The following is a 24,704-nucleotide window of genomic DNA, read 5'->3' as shown; positions in this document are numbered from 1 at the left end:
CGCCCGCATGGTTGAAGCCCAGGGACATCGCCAGGCCCCGCACCTCCGCGTCGTACACGTTGCCCACAAGCCCCATCGCCAGCCCGCCTCCCAGCGCGGTGCCTCCGTTGATGAAGCCCACCGCGAGCCGGTTCTCCACCGACGCGTTGCCCGCCTGGAGCGTGTTGGTGCTCATCCCCGGCAGGAGGCTCACGTTCACCGGCAGCCGCCTCCGGCCCTCGGGGGACAGCGCCGGCTGCGGCGCCTGGCCACCCCCACCGCCGCGCATCACCGTGGCCTCGCGGCCCACGCCCAGGAAGTCGCCGGGGGACAGCGCCGTGCGCGAGCCCTCCTTCAGCGTGAAGGCCGTCTCGGACACGCTGCCGCCCAGCTCGCGCCGCGCGCGGTAGGCGCCGGGGGCGAGCCCCAGCTCGGTGGCGCGACCGGAGGCCTTCTGCACCTCCACCACCAGCGTGCCCACCGCGTCGCGCACGAACAGCCGGCCCTCCAGGGGCTCCGTGAGGACGAGCCCCGCGGTGGTGGCGCGCAGGTCGGTCATCACCAGGTCGCCGGTGCCCGCGAGCTCGATGTCGTAGTTGGGGTGCTGCGCGCCGCCCTGCGTGCGCTCCGTGCGCGCGAGCGTTTCGTGGAAGGCGAACTGGTACGCCTCCGTCAGGGTGACGCGGCCGTCGTGGGTGACGTCCGCGGCGCCGCGCAGGCCGGACACCAGGTGGTGGGTGAAGAACGAGCCGCCCAGCCGGTCCGACTCCTGCGACGCCTCGTCCGCGCTGGACGAGGTGAGGATGGCGTGGCCCTTCACCTGGATGCCGGAGTCCACCAGGAACGCGGGCCGCGCGACGCCGCCCTTGCGCCGCGCGAACGCGCCGGACGCGCACGAGTCCAGCACCGCGATGCGCACGTCCGCGGGCAGCCCCTGCAGCGCGCGGCGCAGCTCGCCGTAGTCCATGCGCTCGCCCTTGAGCAGCAGGCCCTCGTCGTCCGAGTGGCCGGAGTAGTACAGCAGCACCTCCACGCGCCGGGCCCCGGAGCTGCGCGCGCCTTCCGCCAGCTTGCGCACGCGCTCGAAGCCGGCCAGGACACCCGCGCGGTCCACGTCCGTGAGCAGCACGCGGTCCTGGGGCAGCACGCCGCCCAGCTCCGACAGCACCTGGGAGAAGGCGCGCGCGTCGGTGTCCGCGTAGCGCAGCCGCACGCGCTCGGGGCCGCCGTCATTGACGCCCACGAGCAGGGCCAGGCGGCGCACGGCGACGGCTTCGGCGTGGGCAGGCAGGCCCGCGAACAACGAGAGCAGCAGGAGGACGACGGGCGCTCTCATGGGGACGGCTTCTCCAGCAGGAAGGAGGTCTGCCCCAGCTCCGGAGGCAGGCGCAGCGGCGCGGTGCGCGCGTCAGGGGACGCGGCGAGGAGGCGCGCGGCGGACAGGACGCCGTCGAGCGCGAAGGGCGCATCGGCGGTGATGAAGAAGAAGCGCTCGAAGCCGGGGGCGTCGTCCAGCTCGTAGGCGCGGGGCAGCAGGTGCGTGCCGGAGCGCTCCAGCACGGCGGACTGGGAGTCCGCCTCGCCATGGCCTGGCAGGTGCTGGGTGACGGCGCCGCGGCCGTCCACGGAGAGCAGGACGCCGTGGGCCTTGCCGACCGCGGTGTAGGAGAGCTGCACCACGTCACCGGCCCGGGCGGGGGCGCCGTCGGTGAGGCGCTCGGAGCGGGCGGCGCTCTGGCGGTGCACGTCGAGCCGCGGCTGCAGGCCCTTGCTGCGCGTGGGCTCCAGGATGCCGGGGGTGCCCCACGTGGCTGGCGCCTCCCGCACGTCGGACGATGTCGAAGGTCGCACGAGCACGACCAGGGCCGCGGCGGCGAGCACCGGCACCAGCACGGGCAGGAAGCGCCACGAAGGGCGCGGTGGAGACGCCTCCACGCGGCGCGGGGCCGCGACGACGTGGGCCGCGGCGACAGTGCTGTCCGGGCGGGCCGCGCGGGCCATCACCTCGCGCGCGACGGCCTGCGGGGGCAGCCGGGCGAGGATGGCGCGCGAGTCGGCCTCCAGGGCGGCGAGGCGCGAGGGCCCGTCGGGCTCCTGGGCGAGGCGGGCGCGGGCCGCGGCGAGCTCGTCCGGGGGAAGCTCCCCCAGCGCGATGCGTTCCAGCAGCCAGTCCGGGGTGTGGTGGGGGGACGTCATGCGGCCTCCAGCTCCTGCAGGACAGCGGACAGGGCCCGCAGGCGCTTGCGCACCCCGGACACGGACAGGCCCACCTCGCGGGCGGTCTCCTCCAGCGTCATCCCGTCCACCAGGTGGAGCACGGCGATGTCGCGGCTGGAGGCGGGCACCCGGCCAAAGAGACGATCCAACAGGCCCCGGGCGGCCGTACGTGCCTCCAGGTCCTCGGAGGCGGCGATGCGCAGCACGATTTCGTCATCCCGGTCCTCCGGGCGGCGCTTCGTGCCGCGAAGGCGGTTGAGGCACACGCGGGTGGCAATCTGATGCAGCAGGCTGGACGGCGCGGTGTCCTTGAGGGCGGACTGGTAGCGCAAGAGCTGCACGAACACGTCATGCATCGCGTCCACGGCCTGCTCCTCGTCGCGCAGCAGGAAGCGGCAGCGCCGGAGCACCTGGGGGCCGTAGCGTTGGTAGTAGGCCTCCACATCGACGGACACCGGGCACGCCTCCTGGTCGGACCAGGGAAACACCGGTGCCCTGGAAACCTGTCACCGGCTTTCTTCCGAATCGGCGTCCCTACCCTGTTTCCCCCGGGTCCGGCCAGGGCGGCAGCCCGGGATGGATGGAGGAGGAGCACACCCACCCACCCTGGCATTCACCGTCCGGAAGGGCTGGGTCCGGAATCCAGGCTCCCGGTGGAAGTGCCGCCGTCTGTCGGGAGCGCGCCCATCGCAGGAGGCACGAGCACGGTCTGCACCCCACCATCCGGCAGCATCACGCCTCGCAGGTCGTCATCCTCGTCCACACCGTCCACGACGCGCCGGAGGATGTGGCCGTCCGAGCGAAAGGCGTACTTCGCACCGGAATCGAGCGAAGGGAACCGCCGGCCACACGCGGACGGATCCTCGTCCACGTAGACGAAGAGGAGGCCGTCCTGCCGGAGGACCCGGTACGTATGCGACTCGGGCCGGCTGTCACAGGAAGTCGCCGCGCTCCCCATGGGAAACAGGTCCCGCGAGACGATCATCAGCGCGCGCAGCGTCTCGCCATCCAGCATGACGGGCACATCGGACGCTCCGACCCGGATGACGTCAGAGCTCGTGGGAACGGGGAAGTGGACGGTCCGGTCGTCGAGGACGGGCGTCGAAAGGGGCTCGGGCCTCCGGGCGCATCCCAGCAGTCCCAGCACCAATGCGACCGCTCTCAGCGACATGATCCGTCCTCGCATGCAGCCTTCCTACCGCGCATCCAGACGATAGGTCCGCTCATCGAGCCAGGTCACGATGCCGTGGGACTCCTGCTTCCACCGGTCTTCCGTCCGCGTCCACAGCATCATCTCCCGAGTGACCGGGACGTACTGGTAGAAGCCGTCGCACGTGGGAGCGCTCGCGTCCCGTGACCGGGAGAAGAACGCGATGAGGGAGAGGCGGATGGTGCCCTCGCGTGTCAGCACCTCCCAGTCGTGGACGCTGGCCATCGCCTCGATGAAGCGCAGATCGCCCGCGGACAGCCGCGTCCCGAACGGGTGGTTGTGCAGCGCGAAGACCTGCTTGAGGCTGCCGGGCGCGTAGCGGGGATCATCCACGAATGCAGGCAGCGCGCAGCTCCTCATGCCGCGCACTGAATCCCCCGGCCGGGATGAATCCGACAACATGCTCATTTCGTAGCGTCCGTCAGGCGTGGCGTAGAGCCAGGCGCAGTACTCCGTGGCCGAGCGAAGGGCCACCTCGGGCTGCGTCTCCTGCAGGTGGACCACCGTGGCATTGGGCTTGGAGAGGATGAGCGGGCATGCCGCCGTCAGAGCGTCAGCAGCGAGGGCGTAGGGCCCGAAGTTCTTCAAGGGACCGGGGATGTGCTCCGGCGACGCGTCAGGGCCGGGGCGCCAGACCCCTTCCACCCGGGGAGGAGCCGAGCATCCCGCCAGCGTCACCAGGCAGAGCAGCAGCATCCATTCAACGTCGCACGAACGGCGAATCATGCGACTCCATACCTTGGTCCCTGGCGTGAGCCCCCACTTCCTGGGCCCAGCAAGCAGAAAGGCGGGCGCTCGCGCCGGATGCCCGCCAAGTGTTGGGTTCCTGATGCGAGTATTGGACCCTGGGTTTAACGAATGCAGGTTCCCTCCTACCCTGCCCCGTTCTCAGGCCAATCTGATCCCGTGATTGACGCGACCCCTGTCACTTCCACCTTGAGGGAGCGGTACCTGGCGGCACAGCTCGCCGGAAGCCGGCAGGACGCCCTCAAATTATTGGTGGACGATGGACTTCTCTGCGGCGTGCCGCTCCAGGACCTGCACCTGGAGGTCATCCAGGCGGCGCAGTACGAGATTGGCCGGCTGTGGCAGGAGAACCGCATCTCCGTGGCCCAGGAGCACATGGCCACCGCCATCTCGCAGTACTGCCTGGCGCACCTGTACCGGCACCTGCCCCGCGACCCATCCAACGGCAAGGTGGTGATGATGGCGTGCGTGGAGGGGGAGCTGCACGAGGTGGGCGCGCGCATGGCCAGCGACTTCCTGGAGATGGCGGGCTTCGACGTGCGCTTCATTGGCGCCAACGTCCCCGCGGATCACCTGGCGCGGCTGGTGCGCGAGTCGCCCCCGCACCTGCTGGCCCTCTCCGTCACCATGCCCTTCCACATGCCCCAGCTGCGCGACGCCGTGAGCAAGGTGCGCGCTGTCGCCCCGAACCTGCCCATCGCCGTGGGCGGGCTCGCGTTCGACTGGGGCCCCGTCCTGCACGACGAGCTGGGCGTGTCCTTCTTCGGCAAGAGCGCGCGTGAGCTGGTCTCCTCCGCCTGCCGCACCCTGGGAGTCTGAACCCATGCAGTCCGTCAGCCGTGAAGTGGAGGCCCGGACCTCCTCCCTGGCGTCCGCCTCCGTCCAGGCCCTGTACGCCGACCCCTTCTGGGAGGCCCGCTACGGCGCCCAGCGCGCCCGCCGCTTCGGTGACGAGGACGCGGTGTTCCACATCCGCTACCTCGTCCAGGCGCTCGACGCCAACCGCCCCGCCGTCCTGGAGAACTACGCGCGCTGGCTGCGCACCCTGCTCTTCACGCGAGGCATGTGCACGCTCCACCTGGATCAGCACTTCGAGGGGCTCGCCCACGCGCTCCAGGCCGAAGGCTTCGGCCCGGGCACCCTCCCCCAGACCTTCGTCCAATCCGCCCGCGAGGCCCTGCGGCATACCGTGGGTCCCGCCTGGCGGTTGGAGGAGGCCGTGCCTGCCATCGTCCAGGATGTGGTCCAGCGGCTGGGAAGCGGGCTCATGCCTGAAAAACGCCTCCCCCTGGAACAAGAGGTGCGCCTCCACCTGTCCTATCTCTCGGACTCGCTCGCCCTGGACCGCGCAGACCTGTGGGAGGCCCACCTTCACTGGTACGGGGGCTTCTGGCCCCGACGGGGACTGGAACCCCTGACGTTTCCCCAACTCCTGGGCGCCCTGCTGGCGGCTTTGGAATCCCAGCACGCGGAGGCACGGTCGTTGCTCGCGCGTGCGCCCGTTTCATGGGAGGAGCTTCACTCATGATGCAACTGGATGACCGCGCCCCGGGGATCTTCGAATCCCTCAGCCGCGAGCTGGCGCTGTCCTGTGACGCGCAGGGAACCGTGGTCTGGCGCGACGAGCGCGCCGCGCGCCTGCTGGGCATCAAGCCGGGGCAGACCCTGCAGAGCCTGGCCAGCGCTGGCAGCGAGAGCAAGGTGCAGAAGCTGCTGGTGCAGGCGTGTGACGAGGCGGTGGACGGCTGGGAGCTCATCCTCCAGCACGAGCAGAAGCCCACCACCTTCGCCTTCCGCGCCCGGCCACACGAGGGCGGCGTGGCCCTGGTGGGCAGCCTGGTCCCGGAGGACTACGGCGCCGCGCTGTCGCAGGTGAGCACCACCCTGGGAGAGCTGTCCGCGCTGCACCGCGAGACGGAGCGCCAGCAGTACGAGCTCAAGCGCCGCGCGGAGGAGCTGGCGCGGCTCAACCGGGAGCTGGAGGAGTCCAACAAGGGCGTCAGGAGCCTGCACGCCGCCCTGGATGAGAAGGCGGAGAGCCTCCAGCGCGCCTCGGAGATCAAGAGCCGCGTGGTGGCCAACGTCAGCCACGAGTTCCGCACGCCGCTGCACTCCATCCTCGGGCTGTCCAAGGTGCTGCTCAACCCGCTCAACGGCTCGCTCGCGCCGGAGCAGGAGAAGCAGGTCCAGTTCATCCGCAGCTCCGCCGAGTCCCTCTTCGAGCTGGTCAACGACCTGCTGGATTTGTCCAAGGTGGAGTCGGGCAAGACGCTCTTGCGTCACAGCCGCTTCGTGGTGTCCGACTTCCTGAGCGCGCTGCGCGGGATGACGCGGCCGCTGCTCCCGCCAGACTCCAAGGTGGCCCTCAACTTCGAGGGGCCCGTCGAGCCCATGGAGATGGAGACGGACGAGGCCAAGCTCAGCCAGGTGGTGCGCAACCTGGTCTCCAACGCGGTGAAGTTCACGGAGGCCGGCTCCGTCACGGTGACGGTGGCCCCCGGCCCGCACGACACGGTGGTGTTCACCGTGAAGGACACGGGCATCGGCATCGCGCCGGAGAACCACGAGCGCGTCTTCGAGGAGTTCATCCAGGTGGACAGCCACCTGCAGCGCCGCGTGAAGGGCACCGGCCTGGGCCTGCCGCTGGCGCGCAAGCTGACGGAGCTGTTGGGCGGCACCCTGTCCATGAGGAGCACGCTGGGCGAAGGCTCCACCTTCACCATCATCCTGCCGCGCGTCCACGTGGAGGTCGCGGAGATGACGGGGCTCGTCCAGCGCAACCAGACGCTGGACCCCTCGCGCGCGCCGGTGCTGGTGCTGGAGGACGACCGCCAGACGCTGTTCCTCTACGAGAAGTACCTGGCGCGCTCCGGCTTCCAGGTGCTGCCCGTGCGCACCGTGGAGGACGCGCGCAAGGTGATGCAGCGCGTGCGTCCGGCCGCCATGGTGCTGGACGTGATGCTGGAGGGCGAGACGAGCTGGAACTTCCTCGCGGAGATGAAGAACGGAGAGCAGACGCGCGACATCCCCATCCTCGTCGTCACCGTGACGGACCGCGAGCAGAAGGCGAGAGCGCTGGGCGCGGACGAGTTCTGGCTCAAGCCGGTGGACGAGGTGCGCCTGCAGAAGAAGCTGTCGTCCCTGGCGCGCACCGGGCCGGTGGAGCGGCTGCTCATCATCGACGACGACGACGTGCACCGCTACCTGCTCAAGCAGCTGCTCAAGGACACGCCCTACCAGCTGCTGGAGGCCGCCAGCGGCCGTGAGGGCGTGCGGCTCGCGCGCGAGCGGTCCCCGCACCTCATCTTCCTGGACTTCGTCCTGCCGGACATCACCGCCTTCGACGTGCTGGACGAATTGAAGTCGGACCCGCGCACGCGCGACATCCCCATCATCCTGCACACGTCCCACCAACTGCAGGAGTCGGAGCGCCAGCGGCTGTCGCGGGAGACGTCCGCCATCCTCGCCAAGCACACGCTCAGCCGCGAGGTGGCCATCACGCGCATCCGCGACGCGCTGACCAAGGCGGGGCTGGGCACGCGGGACCTGCGGGAGGTCAACCCGCGTGGCTGAACAGCGTCTGGCCACCGTCCTCAATGTGAACGACGACGATGCCAACCGGTATCTCGTCAACCGCATCCTGGAGATGTCCGGCTACCACGTGCTGGAGGCCGCCACCGGCATGGCGGCGCTCCTCCTCGCGGAGAAGCACCGCCCGGACGTCATCGTCCTGGACGTGAAGCTGCCGGACATCAGCGGCTATGAGGTCTGCGCCCGGCTGCGCGCCAACGCGGCGACGGCCGCCATCGCGGTGATGCACACGTCCGCGACGTTCATCACGCCGGACAAGAAGGTGCAGGGCTTGGAGGGCGGCGCGGACGCGTACCTCACCCAGCCCTATGAGCCGTCGGAGCTCATCGCCACGGTGCGCTCGCTGTTGCGGCTGCGCCACGCGGAGCAGCAGGCGCGCCTGCGCACGGATCAGCTGATTGAAATGGACCGGCGCAAGGACGAGTTCCTCGCCATGCTGGGCCACGAGCTGAGAAACCCGCTGGCCGCCATCATGACCTCCATTGGCATCCTGGAGCGCAAGGCGCCCACGGACACGCGCGAGGCGCGGATGCACGGCATCATCCAGCGCCAGACGCACCACCTGGCGCGGCTGGTGGATGACCTGCTGGACGTCAGCCGCATCACCCGCGGCAAGGTGGAGCTGCGCAAGGAGCCGCTGGACCTGGTGGAGAGCTTCCAGCAGGTGCTCTCCATCCTGCGGCCGCGCGTGGAGGGCCGGGGCCTGAAGCTGGAGGTCCGCCTGCCGCGCACGTCGCTGTGGATGGAGGCGGACGCCACGCGGCTGGAGCAGGTCTTCACCAACCTGCTGGACAACGCGGCCAAGTACACGGACCAGGGCACCGTGACGGTGGACCTGTTCCAGGAGGGCGTGGACGGCGCCGCGCAGGCGGTGCTCCGGGTGAAGGACACCGGCATCGGCATCCCGCCGGAGAAGCTGCCCGCCGTCTTCGAACTGTTCGCCCAGGCGGACACGTCCCTGGAGCGCTCCCGCGGGGGGCTGGGCATCGGGCTCACGCTGGTGCGCACGCTGGTGCGGATGCACGGCGGCAGCGTGGAGGCGCTGAGCGACGGCTACGGGGCGGGCAGCGAGTTCGTGGTGAGGCTGCCGCTGTTGCCTCCGGAGCGCGTCCCCCAACTCGCGAGCCACACCATGCTGGACGCACGGCGGGCGCGGCGCATCCTCCTGGTGGAGGACAACTCGGACGCGCGTCAGTCCATGCGCGACCTGCTGGAGCTGTGGGGGCACCAGGTGGCGGTGGCCCCGGACGGCGTGCAGGGCGTGGCGCTGGCGCTGGAGCACGCGCCGGACCTGGCGCTGGTGGACATCGGGTTGCCCGGGGTGGACGGCTACCAGGTGGCGGCCGCGCTGCGCGCCGGGGTGGGCCAGCACCTGCGGCTGGTGGCGCTCACCGGCCATGGCGAGCCGGAGGCCTACGAGCGGGCCCTGAAGGCCGGGTTCGACCTGCACCTCACCAAGCCGGTGCGGCCCGCCGACCTGGATCGCGTCCTGTCGAACCTCTGAAGCAGAAGGACGGAAAAAAGAAGCGGTGGCCTGCGCGAGTGCGCGCGGACTACCGCCGCGTCAGCGCATTGGCCACCAGCCCCAGCAGCTTCACCTGGGCGGGGTCCAGCTGACGCACGCTGCGCAGCAGCCGGCGCACTTCCGGGCGCTCGGGCGTGGGCGGAGGGGCTTCGTGGGTACGGGACGCGGGAGTGCCCTGCGCCGCCAGGCCCAGCAGCTCATCCGCGGAGACGTGCAGCTCGTGGCACAGCTTCAACAGGGTCTGGACGCTGGGGAGCATGCCGCCTCGTTCCAGGCGGCCATAGACTTCCGTGGCCACGTCGATCCGCTCGGCCACGTCGGCCTGCGTCAGCTCCATGCGGCCCCGGGCGACCCGTGCGGATGCGCCGATGGTGGTTGCGAGTTTCTTGTCCATGCCTTTGCTTGCCGACCCGAAACGTTTGGCCGACGGCATAGGACGTATAGAGGCAGACAGACAGAACTTGCCGGGTCAGCCTCCCATTGTTCACCCATAGGGTCGCTGCGCGGGAGGTGGACTTTCGGAGTCCGGGCAACCCCGACACCTGGGCCGCTTCTGAGACGGAGCGCCCTCGGAGAATGCCCCGCTTCGGGTCCAGCCACACGCTTTTTCGAGCTTGTCGGGAGGTGACCCAGGACGTTGGAGGCGCCGTTTCCTACGGTGTTCCGGCGTCCTGCCGCCACTGCCACCCTTCCGGGTTGGCTCATGTTTTGGAGCCAGCCCAGAACACGGCTCTCCAGGACTACCGCGCGGAGGCCACCGTGCTGAGTTCCAGGGTGCCCAGGGACCGCGCCAGCTCCGCGCGCGAGGTGGCCAGCGCGTACGTCGCCTGCACCTGCTGGGCCGCGGCGTTGGTGAAGGCCACCTGCGCGTCGCTGACCTCGATGATGTTGCCCACGCCGGCGCGGTAGCGCCCTTCGGCCAGCCGCAGCCGCTCGCGCGCGTTCACCTGCGCTTCGTCCGCGGCGGTGAGCGCCTCGCGGTTGGCCACGACGTTGAGCCGGGCCTGCTCCACCTGGAGCCGCACCTGCTGGCGCAGCGTGTCCTTCTGCGCCTGGAGGTCGCGCAGGTTGGCGTTGGCCTCGCGCGTCTGTGCGTTGACGAGCCCGCCCTGGAACAGCGCCCAGTTCAGCGACAGCCCGCCCGCCACGCTCAGCGTCGCGCCGTTGAAGGGGTTCTCCCCCACGTCGGACGCGCTGCCGGTGGCGTTGAGGCTGGGCCAGTGGCCGCCCTTCGTCACCTTCACCTGGAGCTCCTGCGCGCGCACCTGCCGCTCGCGCGCGGCGACGTCCGGGCGGGACTCCAGCGCGCGCAGCACCAGCGCGTCCAGCGCCTCGTCCTCGCCCGTGATGGCCGCCACCGCCACGTCCTGCACGGTGTAGTCGGTGGACGTCTCCACGCCCATGGTCTGGTTGAGCTGCGCCTTGGCGGTGGCGTAGGCGTTCTGCGCGCGGATGAGCTGCACCTGCGCGTTGGCCCTCGCCGTGCGCTGCTGGAGCAGGTCGATTTCAGGGCGGGTGCCCACCTGCACGGACGCGTTCACCTGCCCCAGCCGGGCCTCCTCGCTCTGGAGCGTCTCGCGCGCCACGCCCAGCAGCGCCTTCTGCGTGAGGACGTTGAAGTACGCGGTGCGCACATCGCGCAACACGTCCTGGAGCACCTGCTGCTGCGAGTTCTCCTGCGCGCCCGCGCTCTCCTTGGACGCGTTGTAGCGCCCGGACGTGCGGCCGAAGTCGTAGAGGAGCTGGTTGGCGCTGACGCTGCCGCTGAAGCGCCGCGTGGAGTTGGACACCACGCCGGTGGGGCTGCCCGGCACCGCCTGGATGACGTCCCGGTTGCTGGTGCCCACGGTGTAGCTGGCGTTGGCGTTCACCTGGGGCAGGAAGCCGGAGAAGGACTGGTCCACCCGCGCGCGCGCCGCATCCGTGCCGGCCTGCGCCGAGCGCAGCGTGGGCTGGTGCTCGCGCGCCGCGGCCTCCGCTTCCGCCAGGGAGATGACGCGCCCCTCGGAGGCCGCCACCGACAGGGACTGCTGCACCGCGGGAGGCGTGGTGGCAGGGGCCGGAGCCTGGGGCGCCGGAGCCTGGGGCGATGGAGCCTGGGGAGCCTGGGCGCTGGCGACCACGGGCAGCACCCACAGGGAGAGCGTCAACGGAAGCGCGCGCATCACTCGTACCTCAGGGCATCAATGGGATCCAACAGGCTCGCCTTGCGCGCCGGGTACAGGCCGAAGACGACACCCACCAGACCGCTGAAACCAATGGCCAGCAGGGCCACGTCCGGGCGCACCAGCATGGGCCAGCCGAACTGCGCGGCCAGCAGCTTCGCCACGCCCAGGCCCACCGCCGCGCCAATGATTCCGCCCAGCACCGCCAGCGTCAGCGCCTCGATGAGGAACTGCGCCAGGATGTCGCGCGGCCGGGCGCCCACCGCCACGCGCACGCCAATCTCGCGCGTCCGTTCGGTGACGCTCACCAGCATGATGTTCATGATGCCGATGCCGCCCACCACCAGCGACACCGCCGCGATGGCCGCGAGCAGCAGGCTCAGCGTCTCCGTGCTCTGCTGCTGACCGCTGGCCACCTCCGCCAGGTTGCGCACGTCGAAGTCGTTCGCGTCGTCCTCCCCCAGCCGGTGGCGCTCGCGCAGCAGCTGCGTCACGTCCGCCTGCGCCTTGGCCGTCAGGTCCCCGGACGCGGCCTGCACGAACACGGCGCCGGTGATGAACGTGCCCAGGCTCTGGGCCTGCACCTGCCGGCGGAACGTGGTGGCCGGCACGAACACCGTGTTGTCGAAGTCCTGGCCCACCGGGGACTGGCCCTTGGGCGCCGTGACGCCCACCACGGTGAAGGGCGTCTTGTTGATGCGGATGACCTGGCCCACCGGGTTGAAGCCCTTGCCGTACAGGTTGTCCACCACCGTCTGGCCCATCACGGCCACCTTCGCGCCCGCCTCGTTGTCCGCGTCCGTGAAGCGCGCGCCCTGCGCCATGGTCCAGCTGCGCACGATGAAGTAGTCGGTCGTCGTGCCGATGATGCTGGTGTTCCAGTTCTGGTCCTCGGAGAACACCTGCGCGTTGGAGCGCATCTCCGGCGCCGCGCCGCGCACGCTGGGCAGCTGCGTGCGGATGGCCTCCAGGTCATCCCAGGTGATGGTGGGCTGGCTGCCGAAGCCGCCGCGCGCGCCGCCGGAGCGGGACGAGCCCGGCAGGATGATGAGCATGTTGGTGCCCATGGCGTCGAAGACCTTCTGCACGCTGGCCTTCGCGCCGTCGCCAATGGCCACCATGGCGATGACCGCGCCCACGCCGATGATGATGCCCAGCGCGGTGAGCACCGAGCGCGTCTTGGAGCGCAAGAGCGCGCGCAGCGCCAGCACGAGTGTCTCCAGCAGGCTCATGTCCCCACCTCGTCTTCCGCCGGGACCACCGCCGGCTGCGGCACCTGCCGTTGGTCCTTCACGATGCGCCCGTCCTTCACCACCACCACCCGCTGCGTGAACTCCGCCACGTCCGGCTCGTGCGTCACCAGCACCAGCGTCAGCCCCTCCTTCTGCAGCTGCTGGAACAGCGCCATCACCTCCACCGTGGTGCGCGAGTCCAGGTTGCCCGTGGGCTCGTCCGCGAGGATGACGCGAGGCCGGCCCACCAGCGCCCGCGCGATGGCCACGCGCTGCTGCTGACCACCGGAGAGCTGCTTGGGGTGGTGGTCCAGGCGGGCCCCCAGCCCCACGCGCTCCAGGGCCTCCTTCGCGCGCTGGCGCCGCTCCTTGGACGGGACGCCCGCGTACAGCATGGGCAGCTCCACGTTCTCCAGCGCCGTGGTGCGCGCCAGCAGGTTGAAGCTCTGGAAGACGAAGCCCAGGGTGCGGTTGCGCACGCGCGCCAGCCCGTCGCGGTCCAACCGGGCCACGTCCCGCCCCTGGAGCAGGTACTCGCCCGCGGTGGGCCGGTCCAGGCAGCCCAGGATGTTCATCAGCGTGGACTTGCCCGAACCGCTGGAGCCCATGATGGAGACGAACTCGCCCGGCTCCACCGTGAAGTCCACGCCGCGCAGGGCCCGCACCTCCACGTCGCCCGTCTTGTAGATCTTGCTCACGCCCCGGAGCTGCACGACCGGTGGCGCCTTCGTTGTCTGAGCGTCCATGTGCCTCTCCTCCTTCCCCTGCGCTGGCTGCGAGTGACTAGAACCCACCGCGCCGCATGCCGCCGCCACCGCCGCGTCCGCCACCACCACCACCCAGGGGGCTGGCGCCCGCGGGCGTGGAGGGCGGCGGCGTGCTGCCCGCCGGTGAATTCGCCGCGGTGATGACGCGGTCGCCGGCTTTCAGCTCGCCCTCCACCACCTCCGTGTACGTGCCGTCCGTCATGCCGGTGCGCACGCTCACGGCGGCGGGCTGGGGCTTCTCCCCCTCCTGGCGGCGCAGCACGTAGACGGTGCGGGTGCCCTTCGTGGCCGGGGGCACGGGCTGCGCGGGAGCACCCGGCGGGGGCGCGGGCCGGAAGCGCAGGGCGGTGTTGGGCACGGAGAGCGCCTGGTCCTTCTCCTGGGTGACGATGGTGACGTTGGCCGTCATGCCCGGCTTCAGCTTGAGCTCCGGGTTGGGCACGTCGAGGATGGCCAGGTAGGTCACCACGTTCTGCACCGTGATGGCCTCGTTGCGGATCTGCCGGATGACGCCCTGGAAGTTTTCACCGGGATAGGCATCCACGGTGAAGGACGCCTTCATGCCGGGCTGCAGCTTGCCCACGTCCGCTTCGGACACGCTGGTGTTGATCTGCATCTTGCGCAGGTCCTCCGCGATGGTGAAGAGCACGGGGGCCTGGAGGGACGCGGCCACCGTCTGGCCCACGTCCACACTGCGCGAGATGACGATGCCGTCGGTGGGCGACACGATGGTCGTGTACTTGAGGTTGACCTCCGCCTCGTTGAGCGCGGCCTGCGCCTGGGCCACGGAGCCCTCCGCGGCCGTCACCTCCGCCTGCCCGCTGGCGGCGGCGGACTCGGCCGTCTCCAGCTCCGACTGGGAGATGAACTGCTGGGCGCGCAGCTCCTTGGAACGCGCGGCCTGCTTCTTCGCCACGTCCGCGTTGACGCGCGCCTTCTGGAGGTTCGCGCGCGCGGCCATCATGTTCGCCTTCGCCCGGTCCAGCGCCGCCTGCACCAGCTGCGGGTCGATGCGGGCGATGACCTGCCCCTTCTTCACCTGGGAGTTGTAGTCGACGAACAGCTCCTGGATGCGCCCCGACACCTGGCTGCCGACCTGCACCGTCACCAGCGCCGCCACGGTGCCGGTGGCCGTCACCTTGGCCATCAGCTTCCGGGCCTCCGCGGGGGTCGTCTCGTAGGTGATGACGTCCGCCTGCCGCGCGGCCCGCACGCGCCAGAACACCACCAGCGCGGCCACCACCAGGACGCCCACCACCCACGCCCAACGCGGCATGCGGCGCTTGCGAACCTCGTCCTCATCCAATGGCACCGGCGCCAGGGTCGGCGCTTCCCGCGGCATCTCGCTCAAGGCCTTCATGCCCCTTGTTGTACGTTTTGGATTGTTTCGACGAATCTCGTCTCTATTACGAAAGATGACCGGCGACGAGGCGGCCATCCGGCGTGTCCGCCGCTCCCGTGGCCGGCAGCAGGAGGCGCGCGGTGGTGCCCACGCCCGGCTGGCTCTCCAGCGTCAGGCGGCCTCCGTGCGCGGCGACGATGCGGCGCACCAGCGCCAGCCCCAGGCCCACGCCGCCCGTGGTGCGGGCGCGGCTGCGGTCGGTGCGGAAGAACGGCGTGCCCACGCGCGCCAGGTCCTCCGCGTCGATGCCGATGCCCTCGTCGCGGACCTCCAGCTGGAGCCCGCTGCCCTCGGCCCGGGCGAGCAGCCTCACGGTGGTGCCGGGTTCCGAATACTTCCCCGCGTTGTCCAGCAGGTTGTCCAGCACGCGCCGCAGGAGGACGGGGTCCGCCTCCAGCCCGGGGAGCACGCCGTCCACCTGGACCTCCAGCCGGTGCTTCGGGCGCGCGGTGCGGAAGCGGGCGGCGGCCTTCTCCACCAGCGCGTTCGCGTCCACGTGCTCCAGGCGCAGGGGCGGCGTCGCGCCGCTGGCGCCCTCCGTCACCAGCTCCAGGCGCGACGTGGTGAGCACGTCCTGCACCAGGCGCTCCAGCTCCGCCAGGTCCTCGGTGATGTCGGGGAGCAGCTCGCGCGCGGTCTGCGCGTCACCTTCCGCGGCCAGGTCCAGCGCCACGCGGATCCGCGACAGCGGCGTGCGCAGCTCGTGGGACACGTTGGCGAGCAGCTCCTTCTGCGAGCGCAAGAGCTGGGTGATGCGGCCCGCCATCTCGTCGAAGGCCTCCGACACGAGCCCCAGCTCGTCGTTGCGGTGCAGGCCCGCGCGCACGTCCAGCCGTCCCGCGCCAAAGGCCCGGGCCGCGGCGGCCAGCTTCTCCAGCGGCCCCGCGAGCGTGCGCGCGAAGATGACGGAGGTGATGGCGGTGCACGCCAGCACGAGCCCCACGATGATGGCCGTCTGCCGCTCGCCGTCGGGAGAGGGAGGCGGTGGGGGCAGGTACACGGCGGCGTAGACCTGGGGCGTGCCCGGGAAGGGGCTCACCACCAGCAGGCGGCCCGGTCCACCCCGGCCGGGAATGCCCCCGGGCGCGCCCTTGCGGGTGACGCGCGCGGTGACCTGCAACTCCTCGGCGCTGAGCGCGGGCTCGGGCTCCGGGCGGGTGTTGCCGAGCAGCTGCCCGTCCGCGCTCCGGAAGGTGACGCGCATGCCCATGCGCTGCTGGGCGCGCTCGAGCGAGGCCTGGAGCGCGGCCGGGTCGTCGCGCAGGGCGGACCACTCGTCGACGAAGTAGGACAGCTCGCTGTCGAAGCGGTTGCGCCAGGCCTCGTTGCGCAAGAGGTCGCGCGCGAGCATGAGCGCGATGGCGATGAGCACCACCTGGATGACGCCCACCAGGTAGATGCGCGCGAGCAGTCCGGTGGGCAGGCGGAAGAAGCGACGGGGCTTCTTCACGACTCCGCCTCGGACTCGGTGGCCAGCATGTAGCCGGCACCGCGGACCGTCTTGAGCAGGCGCGGGTTGCGCGGGTCCACCTCCAGCTTCTGGCGCAGGCGGAAGATGTGCACGTCCACGGAGCGGTCGAACACTTCGTCCGCGCTGCCCTTCACCAGGTCGAGCAGCTGCTCCCGGCTGAGGACGCGGCCCACGCGTTCGGCGAGCACGCGCAGCAGGCTGAACTCGTAGGTGGTGAGGGACAGCAGCTTGCCGTCCAGGGTCGCGCTCAGGCTGCGGGGGTCCAGCACGAGCCGGCCCGCGTGCACGGGGTGGCTGGTGGGGCCCGCCTTGCCCCGGGCGCGGCGCACCTGGGCGCGGATGCGCGCGAGCAGCTCACGGGACGAGTAGGGCTTGGGCAGGTAGTCGTCCGCGCCGGACTCCAGGCCCAGCACGCGGTCCGCCTCCTCGCCGCGCGCGGTGAGCATGATGATGGGCACGTCGGTGCGGGTGCGCAGCTCGCGGCACACCTCCAGCCCGTCGCGGCCGGGGAGCATCAGGTCCAGCAGGATGACGTCGTAGGTGTGGCGGGACGTCTGCGCCAGCGCGTCGGTGCCGGACGCGGAGACGGTGACGATGATGCCGTGCTCCTGGAGATAGCGCGCGGTGAGCCGGGCCAGGCGTTCGTCGTCCTCGACGAGCAGCACCTGGATGGTGGCTTCTTCCACGGGGGTGGGGCGGGGGGTCGTCTCCATGGGTCGGGTCTCCGCGAGGTGCGGTCAACCTCTCACCCCCATATTTCCGGGGGGCTACCGGTTCATGACGAAATATTACGGAATCATGTCCGGACGGACATGCAGGCGGGCGCTGGCCGGTTCCACGACGCGTCCCGCGGTGAGGAGACGGCGGCCCAGGGGCCGGGATTCACGCGTCGCCGTGCGACAGGGCGAGCGCCCGCCGGTCCACCTTGCCCGCGGGGGTGCGAGGCAGGGCGGTGAGGAGGCGCAGCGTGCGCGGCTGCTTGTAGCGGGCAAGGCGGCCCTCACAGAAGGCCAGGAGGGACGTGAGGTCAGGCTCGGTGCCCGGCCTGGGGACGACGAGGGCGCGGGGCGTCTCCCCCCACTTCGGGTCGGCCACGCCGATGACGGCGACCTCGGCGACGTCGGGGTGGGCCGCGAGGACGCTCTCCACCTCCGCGGGGTGGATGTTCTCGCCGCCGGAGATGATGAGGTCCTTGCGCCGGCCCTCGATGCGGAAGAAGCCCTGGGCGTCGCGGGAGGCGAGGTCGCCGGTGTGGAGCCAGCCGTCCGCGAAGGCGCGCGCGGTCTCTTCCGGGCGGCGCCAGTAGCCGGCGGACAGGTGGGGGCCGCGCAGCAGAAGTTCGCCCACGTCACCGGGGTGCTGCTCGCCGTCGATGCGCGCCTCGACGTGGAACAGGGGCACGCCGACGAAGCCCGCGTGGGAGCGCACGGCGTGGGCGGGGAGGAAGAAGTTGTTGGGGCCGGCTTCGGTGAGGCCATAGCCGTTGCGGAAGGGGATGCCCCGGGCGAAGAAGCGCTCGAAGACGGGGGCGGGACAGGGGGCGCCGCCGCTGATGAGCAGCTTGAGGTGGGAGAAGTCCACCGCGTCGAAGCGCGAGTGGCGCTGCATCTCGATGAACATGGTGGGCACGCCGAAGACGACGCTGACGGTGCCCGAGTCGATGAGGTCGAAGGCCTGCTCCACGTCGAAGCCCCGGCACACGACGGACGCGCCGCCCACGTACACCAGGGGCAGGGTGAACACGTTGAGGCCGCCGGTGTGGAACAGGGGCGCGTTGAGCAGCGCCACGTCATCCTGGGTGAGGCCCCAGCTCACCACGGTGTTCGCGGCGTTGACGGTGAGCGAGCCATGCGTGAGCACGGCGGACTTCGGCACACCGGTGCTTCCCCCGGTGGAGCACAGCACCCACGGAGAGTCGGTCTCCACGTCGATGCCAGGGAGCACGCCGGTGAGGGCTTCGCGGGAGGCGAAGGGGCGCTCGCCGGGGAGCGGATCCAAGAGGGGAATCCAGTGGGCGACGCCGGGCACCCGGGAGCGCAGCACGTCCACCTGCGCGCGGAACTGCGGGCCGAAGAACACGGCGCGAGGTTCCACGTCGGCGAGCAGCCCGTGCAGCTCCTCCACGCCCAGGCGCCAGTTGAGGGGCTGGAGCACGGCGCCGCGCTTGGCGCAGGCGAACAGCAGGTCCAGCGTCTCCACGCCATTGTGCGCGAGCACCGTGACGCGGTCGCCGGGGTTCACATCCAGGTCCAGCAACAGCAGCGCGGTCTGATGGGCCGTGGCGTTCCACTCGCGCCACGAGATGCGCCGTCCGCCATGGAGTGCGTCGATGAGCGCCGTGCGCTCCGGGGCGAGCGACGCCCGCCGGGCCAGCCAGTCATGGACGATGGGCATGAGGGCCTGCCTGCCAGTGAAGAAGCACGGGCGCGAAGGTGCGCCCGTGCCCCTTTTCCTACCTCACATCAGTCCCGCGAAACGAAGTGCGCGGAGATCTTGTTCCACACGGCCGGGGTGATGCCCATGCTCAGGTGGTCATAGGCCATGCCCTCCTGCTTCGCGTCCGCGGTCTTCTTCGTCGCGGTCCAGCCCTGCGTGAGCTGGGTCACCGCCGCGATGCTCGCCTCGAAGAGCACGCCGTCGCCGCGCGGCGCGGACGTCGTGGACGTCATGCCGTCCGTCTCGTACGGCTGCGCACCGGCCGCCGTGCCGTAGAGCACGTAGAGGGAGGGCAGGCGCGTATCCAGGCCGTGCTCCGCCAGGCGGGTGATGAACTTGCCGCCCATCTCCATCGCCGTGGCCATGCCCAGGCCGTGCATGATGCGGTACTTCGCGTAGTTGGAGAAGTTGTACGCCTCCGCGTTCTGGTTCGTGTTGTACGCGTGGTACGCGAAGCACGGCGAGCCCGCCGGGTCATACGCGGTGGTGCGGCACACGCGGTGATCCGTCGCGTCCATGTAGCCCGCGGCGATGAACGGGTTGAGCGGGTTGTAGATGAGCTTCGTGTCCATCCACGGGAAGTAGCGGTTCTCGTTCGGATCCACGCTGTCCCACGCGGACGCGCTGCGGTCCGGGATGGGGTACGTGCCGCGCAGGTCATACGCCGCCTGCAACTGGCCCGGGTACGCCGTGACGAACTTGCCGCTGTCGTTCACCGCGCCGAAGAGGCTCATGTTGTAGTCGTCGAACTTGAACGACGAAGCGGACAGCCCCTGGTTCGTGTTCAGCGTCTGCAGCGTGCTGCTGGACACCGGCGTGCCCGTGCTGGACAGGCCCGTGATGTTCGACAGGTAGATGCGGCGGAAGTAGTCCGGCCACGTGCCGCCAGAACCCGCGCACACGCTCTCCGCGTAGGGATTCTTGAACCAGGGCACGTCATATCCAAACGTCACGCACTGGAACGCGGAGAAGTACGTCCACGGCATCGGGCCACGGCCCACCGGCGCGTTGGAGGCCGTGCTCGCGATGGTCAGCGTGTGGATGGGGTGGCGGAAGTTCAGGTCGATGCCCTTGTGCGGGCCGGACAGCGGCACGTACACGCGCACCGAGTCGTTATACGCCGGCACCTGCGACGCCTGCTCCTTGGCCAGACGCTCGAAGAAGCGCGTCGTGCTGAAGCCGCCCCACGTCGCCGCGTTCGCCATCCACGGATCCACCGCCAGCACGCCCTTGCTCCACGCCACCACGTCCACCCGCGCCACGCCCGTGTGCAGCGCCTTGATGCGCTGGACGGCGTTGGCCACGTGGATGGCGTGGTTGAAGTTGTCGCCGTGGAACGAGCCGAACGTCACCGCGTACACGCAGCGGCCCTTCGACTCCAGGTCCTGCACCATGCCCGTCAGCTGCGCCGCGCTGCCGTAGGTGCCGCCCGAACCGTTGTTGCCGTTGGGGAACAGCCACACGTTCGCGTCCTGGATGGCGCCGTGCACCAGCAGCGTCGGCGTCAGATTGACGTTACAGGTGCGCGCCGCGGTGGCCCGCCCCTTGTGCAGCAGGACGAAGCGCGCCTCCGGTTTGGTGGGGCCGGGCGTGGGGCAGGCAGCCCCCGTCGCCGAGGTGGCACAGCTGTTCCCGTAGTGGAGGTTGAACGCGTCCACCAGCTGCTGGTTCAGCGAACCGAAGTACGTCTTCAGCGGGTATTCGCTGGACTGGTACGTGTCGTAGGCACGCAGCTTCAGCGTGCGCGGGTTGTAGTACTCCGTGCGGAAGCGCTGCTTGCCTTCCAGCAACTCAATCTGCCCCCAGGACCACGAGGGCGGCGTCAGCGTGCCCACCACCCGGTAGTTGCCGGTGAAGGTGGGGATGGCGTCGAAGTACGGCGCCAGGTCCGCGTCCAGCGGAGCCTCCGCCGTGGCGATGGCCTCCTGTACCGGAGGCGCCTCCGTGGGCGGTTCTGCCCCGCAACCTGCCATCAGCAATGCGGCCGTGAGCGACAACGTCCAGGTGCTTCGCATGCGGACCTCCGTTGGGGTGAAGGCGACAGACCTCCGCGCGGGCGCGCCAAGGGCGACCGGGGTCGTCCCGGCAGCCCCCAGCGCCTCACCGCGCGCAGGGGAAGACGACAGCGGGAACTAGCGGGAGTGCTCCTGCAGGAAGGGCGTGAGCAGGGCTTCGAACTCCGGCGTCTTCTCCAGGTGCGGGCTGTGGCCCGTGTCCTGGAGGACGACCTCGCGGAAGCGACCTCCGTTGGCGGCGTAGCGCTCCATCACGGCGCGCATCTGCGACACCATCGGCTGCGGCGGGTACTGCTCCTCCCCGGGCCAGCCGGGCACCGCGCCCAGCTTGCCCAGGAAGCCGAAGTCGAACAGCGACGTGTCGGAGACGATGGCGTCATCCGCGCCGCGGATCCACAGCACGTCCGGCCCGTTCTTCAGGGACGCGAAGGAGGACGTGTTGTAGTAGCGCGGCGCCATGGCGTTGTTCATGCCCGTGGTGCCCGGCGCCACGCCCGGCCAGTTGTCGGACTTCGTGAAGTTGCCCGGGTACAGCTCATCCGACACGTGCGTGTTCAGCACCGAGTCCAGCAGCAGCTCCTCGTCCGGGTGCCGGAAGGGCGGCTTCACGTAGCAGCCGTTCATCACGTTGCGCGGCGACGTGGGCGTCTCCGTGGAGCGGTCCTTCGACTTCAGCCGCTGCACGAAGTCCGGGTTGGCGGTGCCGCCGCCGGAGCCCGCGTAGTCCGCCCAGCACGGCGTGCCGTTCGCGTCCTTCGTGCCACCGAAGCCATAGGGAGACAGCGGCGCTTCCACCACGATGCCCGCCACGCGCTCCGGGTGGTCCAGCGACAGCTGCATCACCATGCCCGCGCCCGCCGAGTGCGCCACGAACACCGCCCGCTTCAGCGACAGCGCGTCCATCAGCGCCACCAGATCGTCGGCGAAGTCGCGCATGCCGCGCGTCGCGTCGATGGTCTTCGGCTCCGTCTCCCCGTAGCCGCGCATGTCCGGCGCGATGCCCCGGAAGCCCGCCGGCAGCGTCTTCATCAGCGACGCGAAGAACACGGACGAGGAACAGTTGCCGTGCACGAAGATGACCGGAAAGCCCTCCTCGCCCACGAACCGCGCGCGCACCCTGAGCCGCTTCGTGGGGACGTCCCGAGTCTCGACCTTCCTGGAAGTGTCAGCCATGTGCGCGCTCCTGGTTGCGTTGCGTGAGAGAGGAAAAACCGTGCGTCACGAAGCGTCGCGCGCGTCGGCGGCGATGGCCGCCTCGCGCAGCTCGCGCTTGAGGATCTTCCCGGCCGGCGACACCGGCAGGGCCTTCACCAGCTCCACCCGCTTGGGGACCTTGAAGCGAGCCACGCGGCCCCGCAGGTGCTCCAGCAGCGCGTCCGCCGTAGCCTGCGCGTCCGCCTTGAGCACCACGAAGGCCCGGCCCGCCTCGCCCCACTTCGCGTCCGGCACGCCCACCACCGCGCACTGCTGCACGGCGGGGTGTTCGTAGAGCACCGACTCCAGCTCCAGCGGGTACACGTTCTCCCCACCGGAGATGAACATGTCCTTCTTGCGGCCCGCGATGGTGAAGAACCCCTCCGCGTCCACCCGCGCCAGGTCCCCGGTGTGGAACCAGCCGTCCGCGTCGATGGCCTCCGCCGTGCCAGTCTCGTCCTCGAAGTAGCCCGAGCACATGGAGGGCCCCTTCAGCACCAGCTCCCCCACCCCGCCCACGGGCACGGCCTGCCCCGCGTCATCCACCAGCTTCGCGTCGATGAAGTAGTTGGGCCGCCCGATGGAGCCCGCCTTCGACACCGCGAACTCCGGGCCCATGCTGAAGATGCCCGGGCCGAACTCCGTCATCCCGAAGCCCTGCTTGAAGGGCACCGGGTGCACCGCCTGCCACGCCTGGAGCAGCGGCACCGGCAGGGGCGCCCCGCCGCTCGTCACGAAGCGCACGGAGGAGAAGTCCGTCCCGCGCCAGCGCGGCGAGTCCATCAACTGCTGGTACTGCGTGGGCACCGCGAAGAAGAGCGTCACCTTCTCCTTCGCCACCAGCCCCAGCATCTCATCCGCATCCCACCGCCGCATCAGCACCACGGTGCCGCCCACGGTGAGCAGCGGCAGCGTGTACACGAGCAGCCCGCCGGTGTGGAACAGCGGCGTGTGCGTCACCGTCACGTCGCCCTGGCGGATCTCATGCACCAGCGTGTTGAGCGTGTTCCACGCCACCATGCGGTAGGACACCTTCGCGCCCTTGGACCGCCCGGTGGTGCCGCCGGTGAAGATGAGGCAGAGGATGTCCTCCTCGGACACCGCCTCGTTCGTCACCGGCCCTGAGGGCACGTGCTGAAGCGCCGTCGCGTACGCATCCGCGCCCGGCAGCCCCTGCGCATCCAGGGACACGAGCCGGAGGCTGTCGCCCACGTGCTCGCGCACCTGGGCCGCCGCGTCCCGGAAGTCATCCCCGAACAGCAGCACGCGCGGGCGGATGGAGCGCACGCCCTCCACCAGCTCCGCCGCGTGCAGCCGCCAGTTGTAGGGCACGAAGATGGCGCCCAGCTTCCCGCACGCGAAGAGCAGGTCCAGGTGCTCCACGCCGTTGAGCGCGACGATGCCCACCCGGTCCCCGCGCTGCACGCCGGCCACGTCCCGCAGCCAGCCCGCGAGCGCCGTGGCGCGCGCGTTCATCTGCCGGTAGGTGAAGCGGCCCGCGTCCTTCCGGGCCACGTCCACCACGGCCACCGCTTCCGGCCAGTAGAGGGCGCCCCGCCCCATCCAGTCTCCGATGAACATGCGCAACGCCTCCTGGCGGGACCGCGGGTGGGGGGACTACGCCGTCCAGCGGTAGAGCGCGGACGCCATCGCCAGGCCGCCGCCGCTGGCGCAGAAGGCGACCAGGTCGCCCTTCTTCACCTTGCCCTGCACCACCGCGTCGTCGAGCGTCATCGGGATGCAGGCGGAGCCCGTGTAGCCCCACTTGTCCATCGTGTAGTGCGCCTTGGCCATGGGCTGGTTGAGCGCCTTCATGGTGGCTTCGATGGTGCGCAGGTTCAGCTGCGTGAAGACGAACAGCTTCACGTCATCCAGCGTCTGGTCCGCGCGCTTGAGCAGCGTGTCCAGCAGGATGGGCCAACGCTCGGTGTTGAACGTGGAGGGGAACTTGCGCACGAACTGCACCGCGGGCTTGCCGTCGGTGAGCGCAAGCGTCTCCGCCGTGGCGGGCCGGTTCGTGCCGCCCGTGTAGATGCCCAGCGCGTCGTGGTACTCGCCGTTGGCCAGGAGCTTCGCGCCCAGGAAGCCCGGCTTGTCGGACGCGCCCAGCACCACCGCGCCCGCGCCATCCGCGAACAGCGTGCAGGTCTTCTTGTCCTTCCAGTTCACGTACCGGGTCATCCCGTAGGCGCCCACCACCAGGATGCGCTGGTAGCTGTCGTCCGCCGAAATCGTCTTCGACGCCACGTCCAGCGCCGTCACCCAGCCCGCGCACGCCGCGTTGATGTCGTAGGTGCCCGCGTTGACCGCGCCCAGCTTCGCCTGCACCACCGACGACGTGCCGGGGCTCAGGTAGTCCGGCGTGTCGCTGGCCACGAGCACCAGGTCCAGGTCCTTGGGGTCCACCTTCGCGCGGGCCAGGGCCTCCTTCGCGGCGGCGACGGCCAGGTCACTGGTGGCCTGGTCGTCCGCCATCACGTGGCGCTGCTTGATGCCCACGTTCTGCTGGAGCCACTCGTCCACCTTCTCGCCGAGGATGGCCTCCACGTCGGCGTTGGTGAGCAGCTTCTCGGGGACGTAGCGACCGGTGGACAGGATGTTCGCGTAGCGCATGGGGGTGTTTCAGCTCCGGGCCCCATCGCGCCCGGCGCCACCGCGAGGTCGAAGCCCACGCTGGGCCGGCCGTGCGCGCGCAGGGCTTCATCCAGCGTGCGCGCGACGAAGGAGAACCCCGCCGGAACGTCGCGCTCCCA

Annotated in this window: 21 protein-coding genes; 4 read left to right on the top strand and 17 right to left on the bottom strand. The window is 70.5% G+C overall.

The window, feature by feature from the left end; translation table 11 throughout:
- From D7X12_RS21020 to D7X12_RS21000, 5 genes are all read right to left on the bottom strand, one after another.
- A partial coding sequence (locus tag D7X12_RS21020; protein ID WP_147443756.1) for a caspase family protein occupies positions 1–1,315 on the bottom strand: 1,315 nt, incomplete at its 3' end.
- Entirely contained in the window at positions 1,312–2,175 is an 864-nt protein-coding gene (locus D7X12_RS21015; RefSeq protein ID WP_120627059.1) for an ActD-like protein, read from the bottom strand. The genes D7X12_RS21020 and D7X12_RS21015, both read right to left, overlap by 4 nt.
- Positions 2,172–2,651 carry an RNA polymerase sigma factor gene (locus D7X12_RS21010; protein ID WP_120627061.1) on the bottom strand — a complete coding sequence of 160 codons (480 nt, stop codon included), beginning with the start codon at positions 2,649–2,651 and terminating at the stop codon, positions 2,172–2,174. Before D7X12_RS21010 ends, D7X12_RS21015 begins: the two co-directional genes overlap by 4 nt.
- A gap of 158 nt (positions 2,652–2,809) precedes the next feature.
- A complete protein-coding gene (locus D7X12_RS21005) occupies positions 2,810–3,367 on the bottom strand; it encodes a hypothetical protein (protein ID WP_120627058.1) in 558 nt (185 codons plus the stop codon).
- A gap of 24 nt (positions 3,368–3,391) precedes the next feature.
- Positions 3,392–4,132, bottom strand: a complete 741-nt coding sequence (locus D7X12_RS21000) for a hypothetical protein (protein ID WP_244224674.1) — start codon at positions 4,130–4,132, stop codon at positions 3,392–3,394.
- A gap of 273 nt (positions 4,133–4,405) precedes the next feature.
- On the opposite strand from D7X12_RS21000, the gene D7X12_RS20995 reads away from it, so the two are divergent.
- The 4 genes from D7X12_RS20995 to D7X12_RS20980 are packed head-to-tail and all read left to right on the top strand — an operon-like array spanning position 4,406 to position 9,248.
- Positions 4,406–4,972: a cobalamin B12-binding domain-containing protein gene (locus D7X12_RS20995; RefSeq protein ID WP_244224673.1), complete on the top strand. Its 567-nt coding sequence runs from the start codon at positions 4,406–4,408 to the stop codon at positions 4,970–4,972.
- A 4-nt stretch (positions 4,973–4,976) separates the two neighbouring features.
- Positions 4,977–5,681 (top strand): hypothetical protein, encoded by a 705-nt coding sequence (locus D7X12_RS20990; RefSeq protein WP_120627056.1) that lies wholly within the window; start codon positions 4,977–4,979, stop codon positions 5,679–5,681.
- Positions 5,678–7,726, top strand: coding sequence for a hybrid sensor histidine kinase/response regulator (locus D7X12_RS20985; RefSeq protein ID WP_120627055.1), 2,049 nt, complete (start codon positions 5,678–5,680; stop codon positions 7,724–7,726). The genes D7X12_RS20990 and D7X12_RS20985 overlap by 4 nt, the downstream gene beginning before the upstream one ends.
- Positions 7,719–9,248, top strand: a complete 1,530-nt coding sequence (locus tag D7X12_RS20980; protein WP_120627054.1) for a response regulator — start codon at positions 7,719–7,721, stop codon at positions 9,246–9,248. Before D7X12_RS20985 ends, D7X12_RS20980 begins: the two co-directional genes overlap by 8 nt.
- 49 nt (positions 9,249–9,297) lie before the next feature.
- Here D7X12_RS20980 and D7X12_RS20975 read toward each other — a convergent pair whose 3' ends face one another.
- The 12 genes from D7X12_RS20975 to D7X12_RS20920 all read right to left on the bottom strand — a co-directional run bounded on the left by D7X12_RS20975 (position 9,298) and on the right by D7X12_RS20920 (position 24,564).
- Positions 9,298–9,663, bottom strand: a complete 366-nt coding sequence (locus tag D7X12_RS20975; RefSeq protein WP_120627053.1) for a helix-turn-helix transcriptional regulator — start codon at positions 9,661–9,663, stop codon at positions 9,298–9,300.
- Positions 9,664–10,009: 346 nt separating this feature from the next.
- Complete coding sequence (locus D7X12_RS20970; protein ID WP_120627052.1) at positions 10,010–11,434, bottom strand: TolC family protein; 1,425 nt, start codon at positions 11,432–11,434, stop codon at positions 10,010–10,012.
- Complete coding sequence (locus tag D7X12_RS20965) at positions 11,434–12,666, bottom strand: ABC transporter permease (protein ID WP_120627051.1); 1,233 nt, start codon at positions 12,664–12,666, stop codon at positions 11,434–11,436. Before D7X12_RS20965 ends, D7X12_RS20970 begins: the two co-directional genes overlap by 1 nt.
- Complete coding sequence (locus D7X12_RS20960; protein WP_120627050.1) at positions 12,663–13,412, bottom strand: ABC transporter ATP-binding protein; 750 nt, start codon at positions 13,410–13,412, stop codon at positions 12,663–12,665. Before D7X12_RS20960 ends, D7X12_RS20965 begins: the two co-directional genes overlap by 4 nt.
- A 37-nt stretch (positions 13,413–13,449) precedes the next feature.
- The gene (locus D7X12_RS20955; RefSeq protein WP_244224675.1) at positions 13,450–14,775 is read right to left on the bottom strand and encodes an efflux RND transporter periplasmic adaptor subunit; all 1,326 of its coding nucleotides are present in this window, start codon (positions 14,773–14,775) and stop codon (positions 13,450–13,452) included.
- A 64-nt stretch (positions 14,776–14,839) separates the two neighbouring features.
- Complete coding sequence (locus D7X12_RS20950) at positions 14,840–16,285, bottom strand: sensor histidine kinase (protein ID WP_120627048.1); 1,446 nt, start codon at positions 16,283–16,285, stop codon at positions 14,840–14,842.
- A complete protein-coding gene (locus tag D7X12_RS20945; RefSeq protein ID WP_120627047.1) occupies positions 16,282–17,019 on the bottom strand; it encodes a response regulator transcription factor in 738 nt (245 codons plus the stop codon). The genes D7X12_RS20950 and D7X12_RS20945 overlap by 4 nt, the downstream gene beginning before the upstream one ends.
- 169 nt (positions 17,020–17,188) lie before the next feature.
- Complete coding sequence (locus D7X12_RS20940) at positions 17,189–18,700, bottom strand: acyl-CoA synthetase (protein ID WP_120627046.1); 1,512 nt, start codon at positions 18,698–18,700, stop codon at positions 17,189–17,191.
- 68 nt (positions 18,701–18,768) lie between these two features.
- Complete coding sequence (locus D7X12_RS20935) at positions 18,769–20,757, bottom strand: esterase/lipase family protein (RefSeq protein WP_120627045.1); 1,989 nt, start codon at positions 20,755–20,757, stop codon at positions 18,769–18,771.
- A 117-nt stretch (positions 20,758–20,874) separates the two neighbouring features.
- Complete coding sequence (locus tag D7X12_RS20930) at positions 20,875–21,930, bottom strand: alpha/beta hydrolase (RefSeq protein ID WP_120627044.1); 1,056 nt, start codon at positions 21,928–21,930, stop codon at positions 20,875–20,877.
- A gap of 45 nt (positions 21,931–21,975) precedes the next feature.
- Positions 21,976–23,532, bottom strand: coding sequence for an acyl-CoA synthetase (locus D7X12_RS20925; RefSeq protein ID WP_120627043.1), 1,557 nt, complete (start codon positions 23,530–23,532; stop codon positions 21,976–21,978).
- 36 nt (positions 23,533–23,568) lie between these two features.
- The gene (locus tag D7X12_RS20920) at positions 23,569–24,564 is read right to left on the bottom strand and encodes a 3-oxoacyl-ACP synthase III family protein (protein ID WP_120627042.1); all 996 of its coding nucleotides are present in this window, start codon (positions 24,562–24,564) and stop codon (positions 23,569–23,571) included.
- Positions 24,565–24,704: the final 140 nt, after the last annotated feature.

The sequence above is a fragment of the Corallococcus sicarius genome, assembly GCF_003611735.1.
Classification (GTDB): Bacteria; Myxococcota; Myxococcia; order Myxococcales; family Myxococcaceae; genus Corallococcus; species Corallococcus sicarius.
The sequence above is the reverse complement of the archived record's forward strand: the minus strand, read 5'-3'. Positions and strand labels throughout refer to the sequence as shown.

Coding starts and splice junctions, on each gene's coding strand:
- D7X12_RS20920 (WP_120627042.1), bottom strand. CDS start 24,564: ATGCGCTACGCGAACATCCTGTCCACCGGTCGCTACGTCCCCGAGAAG.
- D7X12_RS20935 (WP_120627045.1), bottom strand. CDS start 20,757: ATGCGAAGCACCTGGACGTTGTCGCTCACGGCCGCATTGCTGATGGCA.
- D7X12_RS20965 (WP_120627051.1), bottom strand. CDS start 12,666: ATGAGCCTGCTGGAGACACTCGTGCTGGCGCTGCGCGCGCTCTTGCGC.
- D7X12_RS20930 (WP_120627044.1), bottom strand. CDS start 21,930: ATGGCTGACACTTCCAGGAAGGTCGAGACTCGGGACGTCCCCACGAAG.
- D7X12_RS20990 (WP_120627056.1), top strand. CDS start 4,977: ATGCAGTCCGTCAGCCGTGAAGTGGAGGCCCGGACCTCCTCCCTGGCG.
- D7X12_RS20945 (WP_120627047.1), bottom strand. CDS start 17,019: ATGGAGACGACCCCCCGCCCCACCCCCGTGGAAGAAGCCACCATCCAG.
- D7X12_RS20975 (WP_120627053.1), bottom strand. CDS start 9,663: ATGGACAAGAAACTCGCAACCACCATCGGCGCATCCGCACGGGTCGCC.
- D7X12_RS20960 (WP_120627050.1), bottom strand. CDS start 13,412: ATGGACGCTCAGACAACGAAGGCGCCACCGGTCGTGCAGCTCCGGGGC.
- D7X12_RS20970 (WP_120627052.1), bottom strand. CDS start 11,434: ATGCGCGCGCTTCCGTTGACGCTCTCCCTGTGGGTGCTGCCCGTGGTC.
- D7X12_RS21000 (WP_244224674.1), bottom strand. CDS start 4,132: ATGATTCGCCGTTCGTGCGACGTTGAATGGATGCTGCTGCTCTGCCTG.
- D7X12_RS21005 (WP_120627058.1), bottom strand. CDS start 3,367: ATGTCGCTGAGAGCGGTCGCATTGGTGCTGGGACTGCTGGGATGCGCC.
- D7X12_RS20925 (WP_120627043.1), bottom strand. CDS start 23,532: ATGTTCATCGGAGACTGGATGGGGCGGGGCGCCCTCTACTGGCCGGAA.
- D7X12_RS20985 (WP_120627055.1), top strand. CDS start 5,678: ATGATGCAACTGGATGACCGCGCCCCGGGGATCTTCGAATCCCTCAGC.
- D7X12_RS20955 (WP_244224675.1), bottom strand. CDS start 14,775: ATGCCGCGGGAAGCGCCGACCCTGGCGCCGGTGCCATTGGATGAGGAC.
- D7X12_RS21015 (WP_120627059.1), bottom strand. CDS start 2,175: ATGACGTCCCCCCACCACACCCCGGACTGGCTGCTGGAACGCATCGCG.
- D7X12_RS20940 (WP_120627046.1), bottom strand. CDS start 18,700: ATGCCCATCGTCCATGACTGGCTGGCCCGGCGGGCGTCGCTCGCCCCG.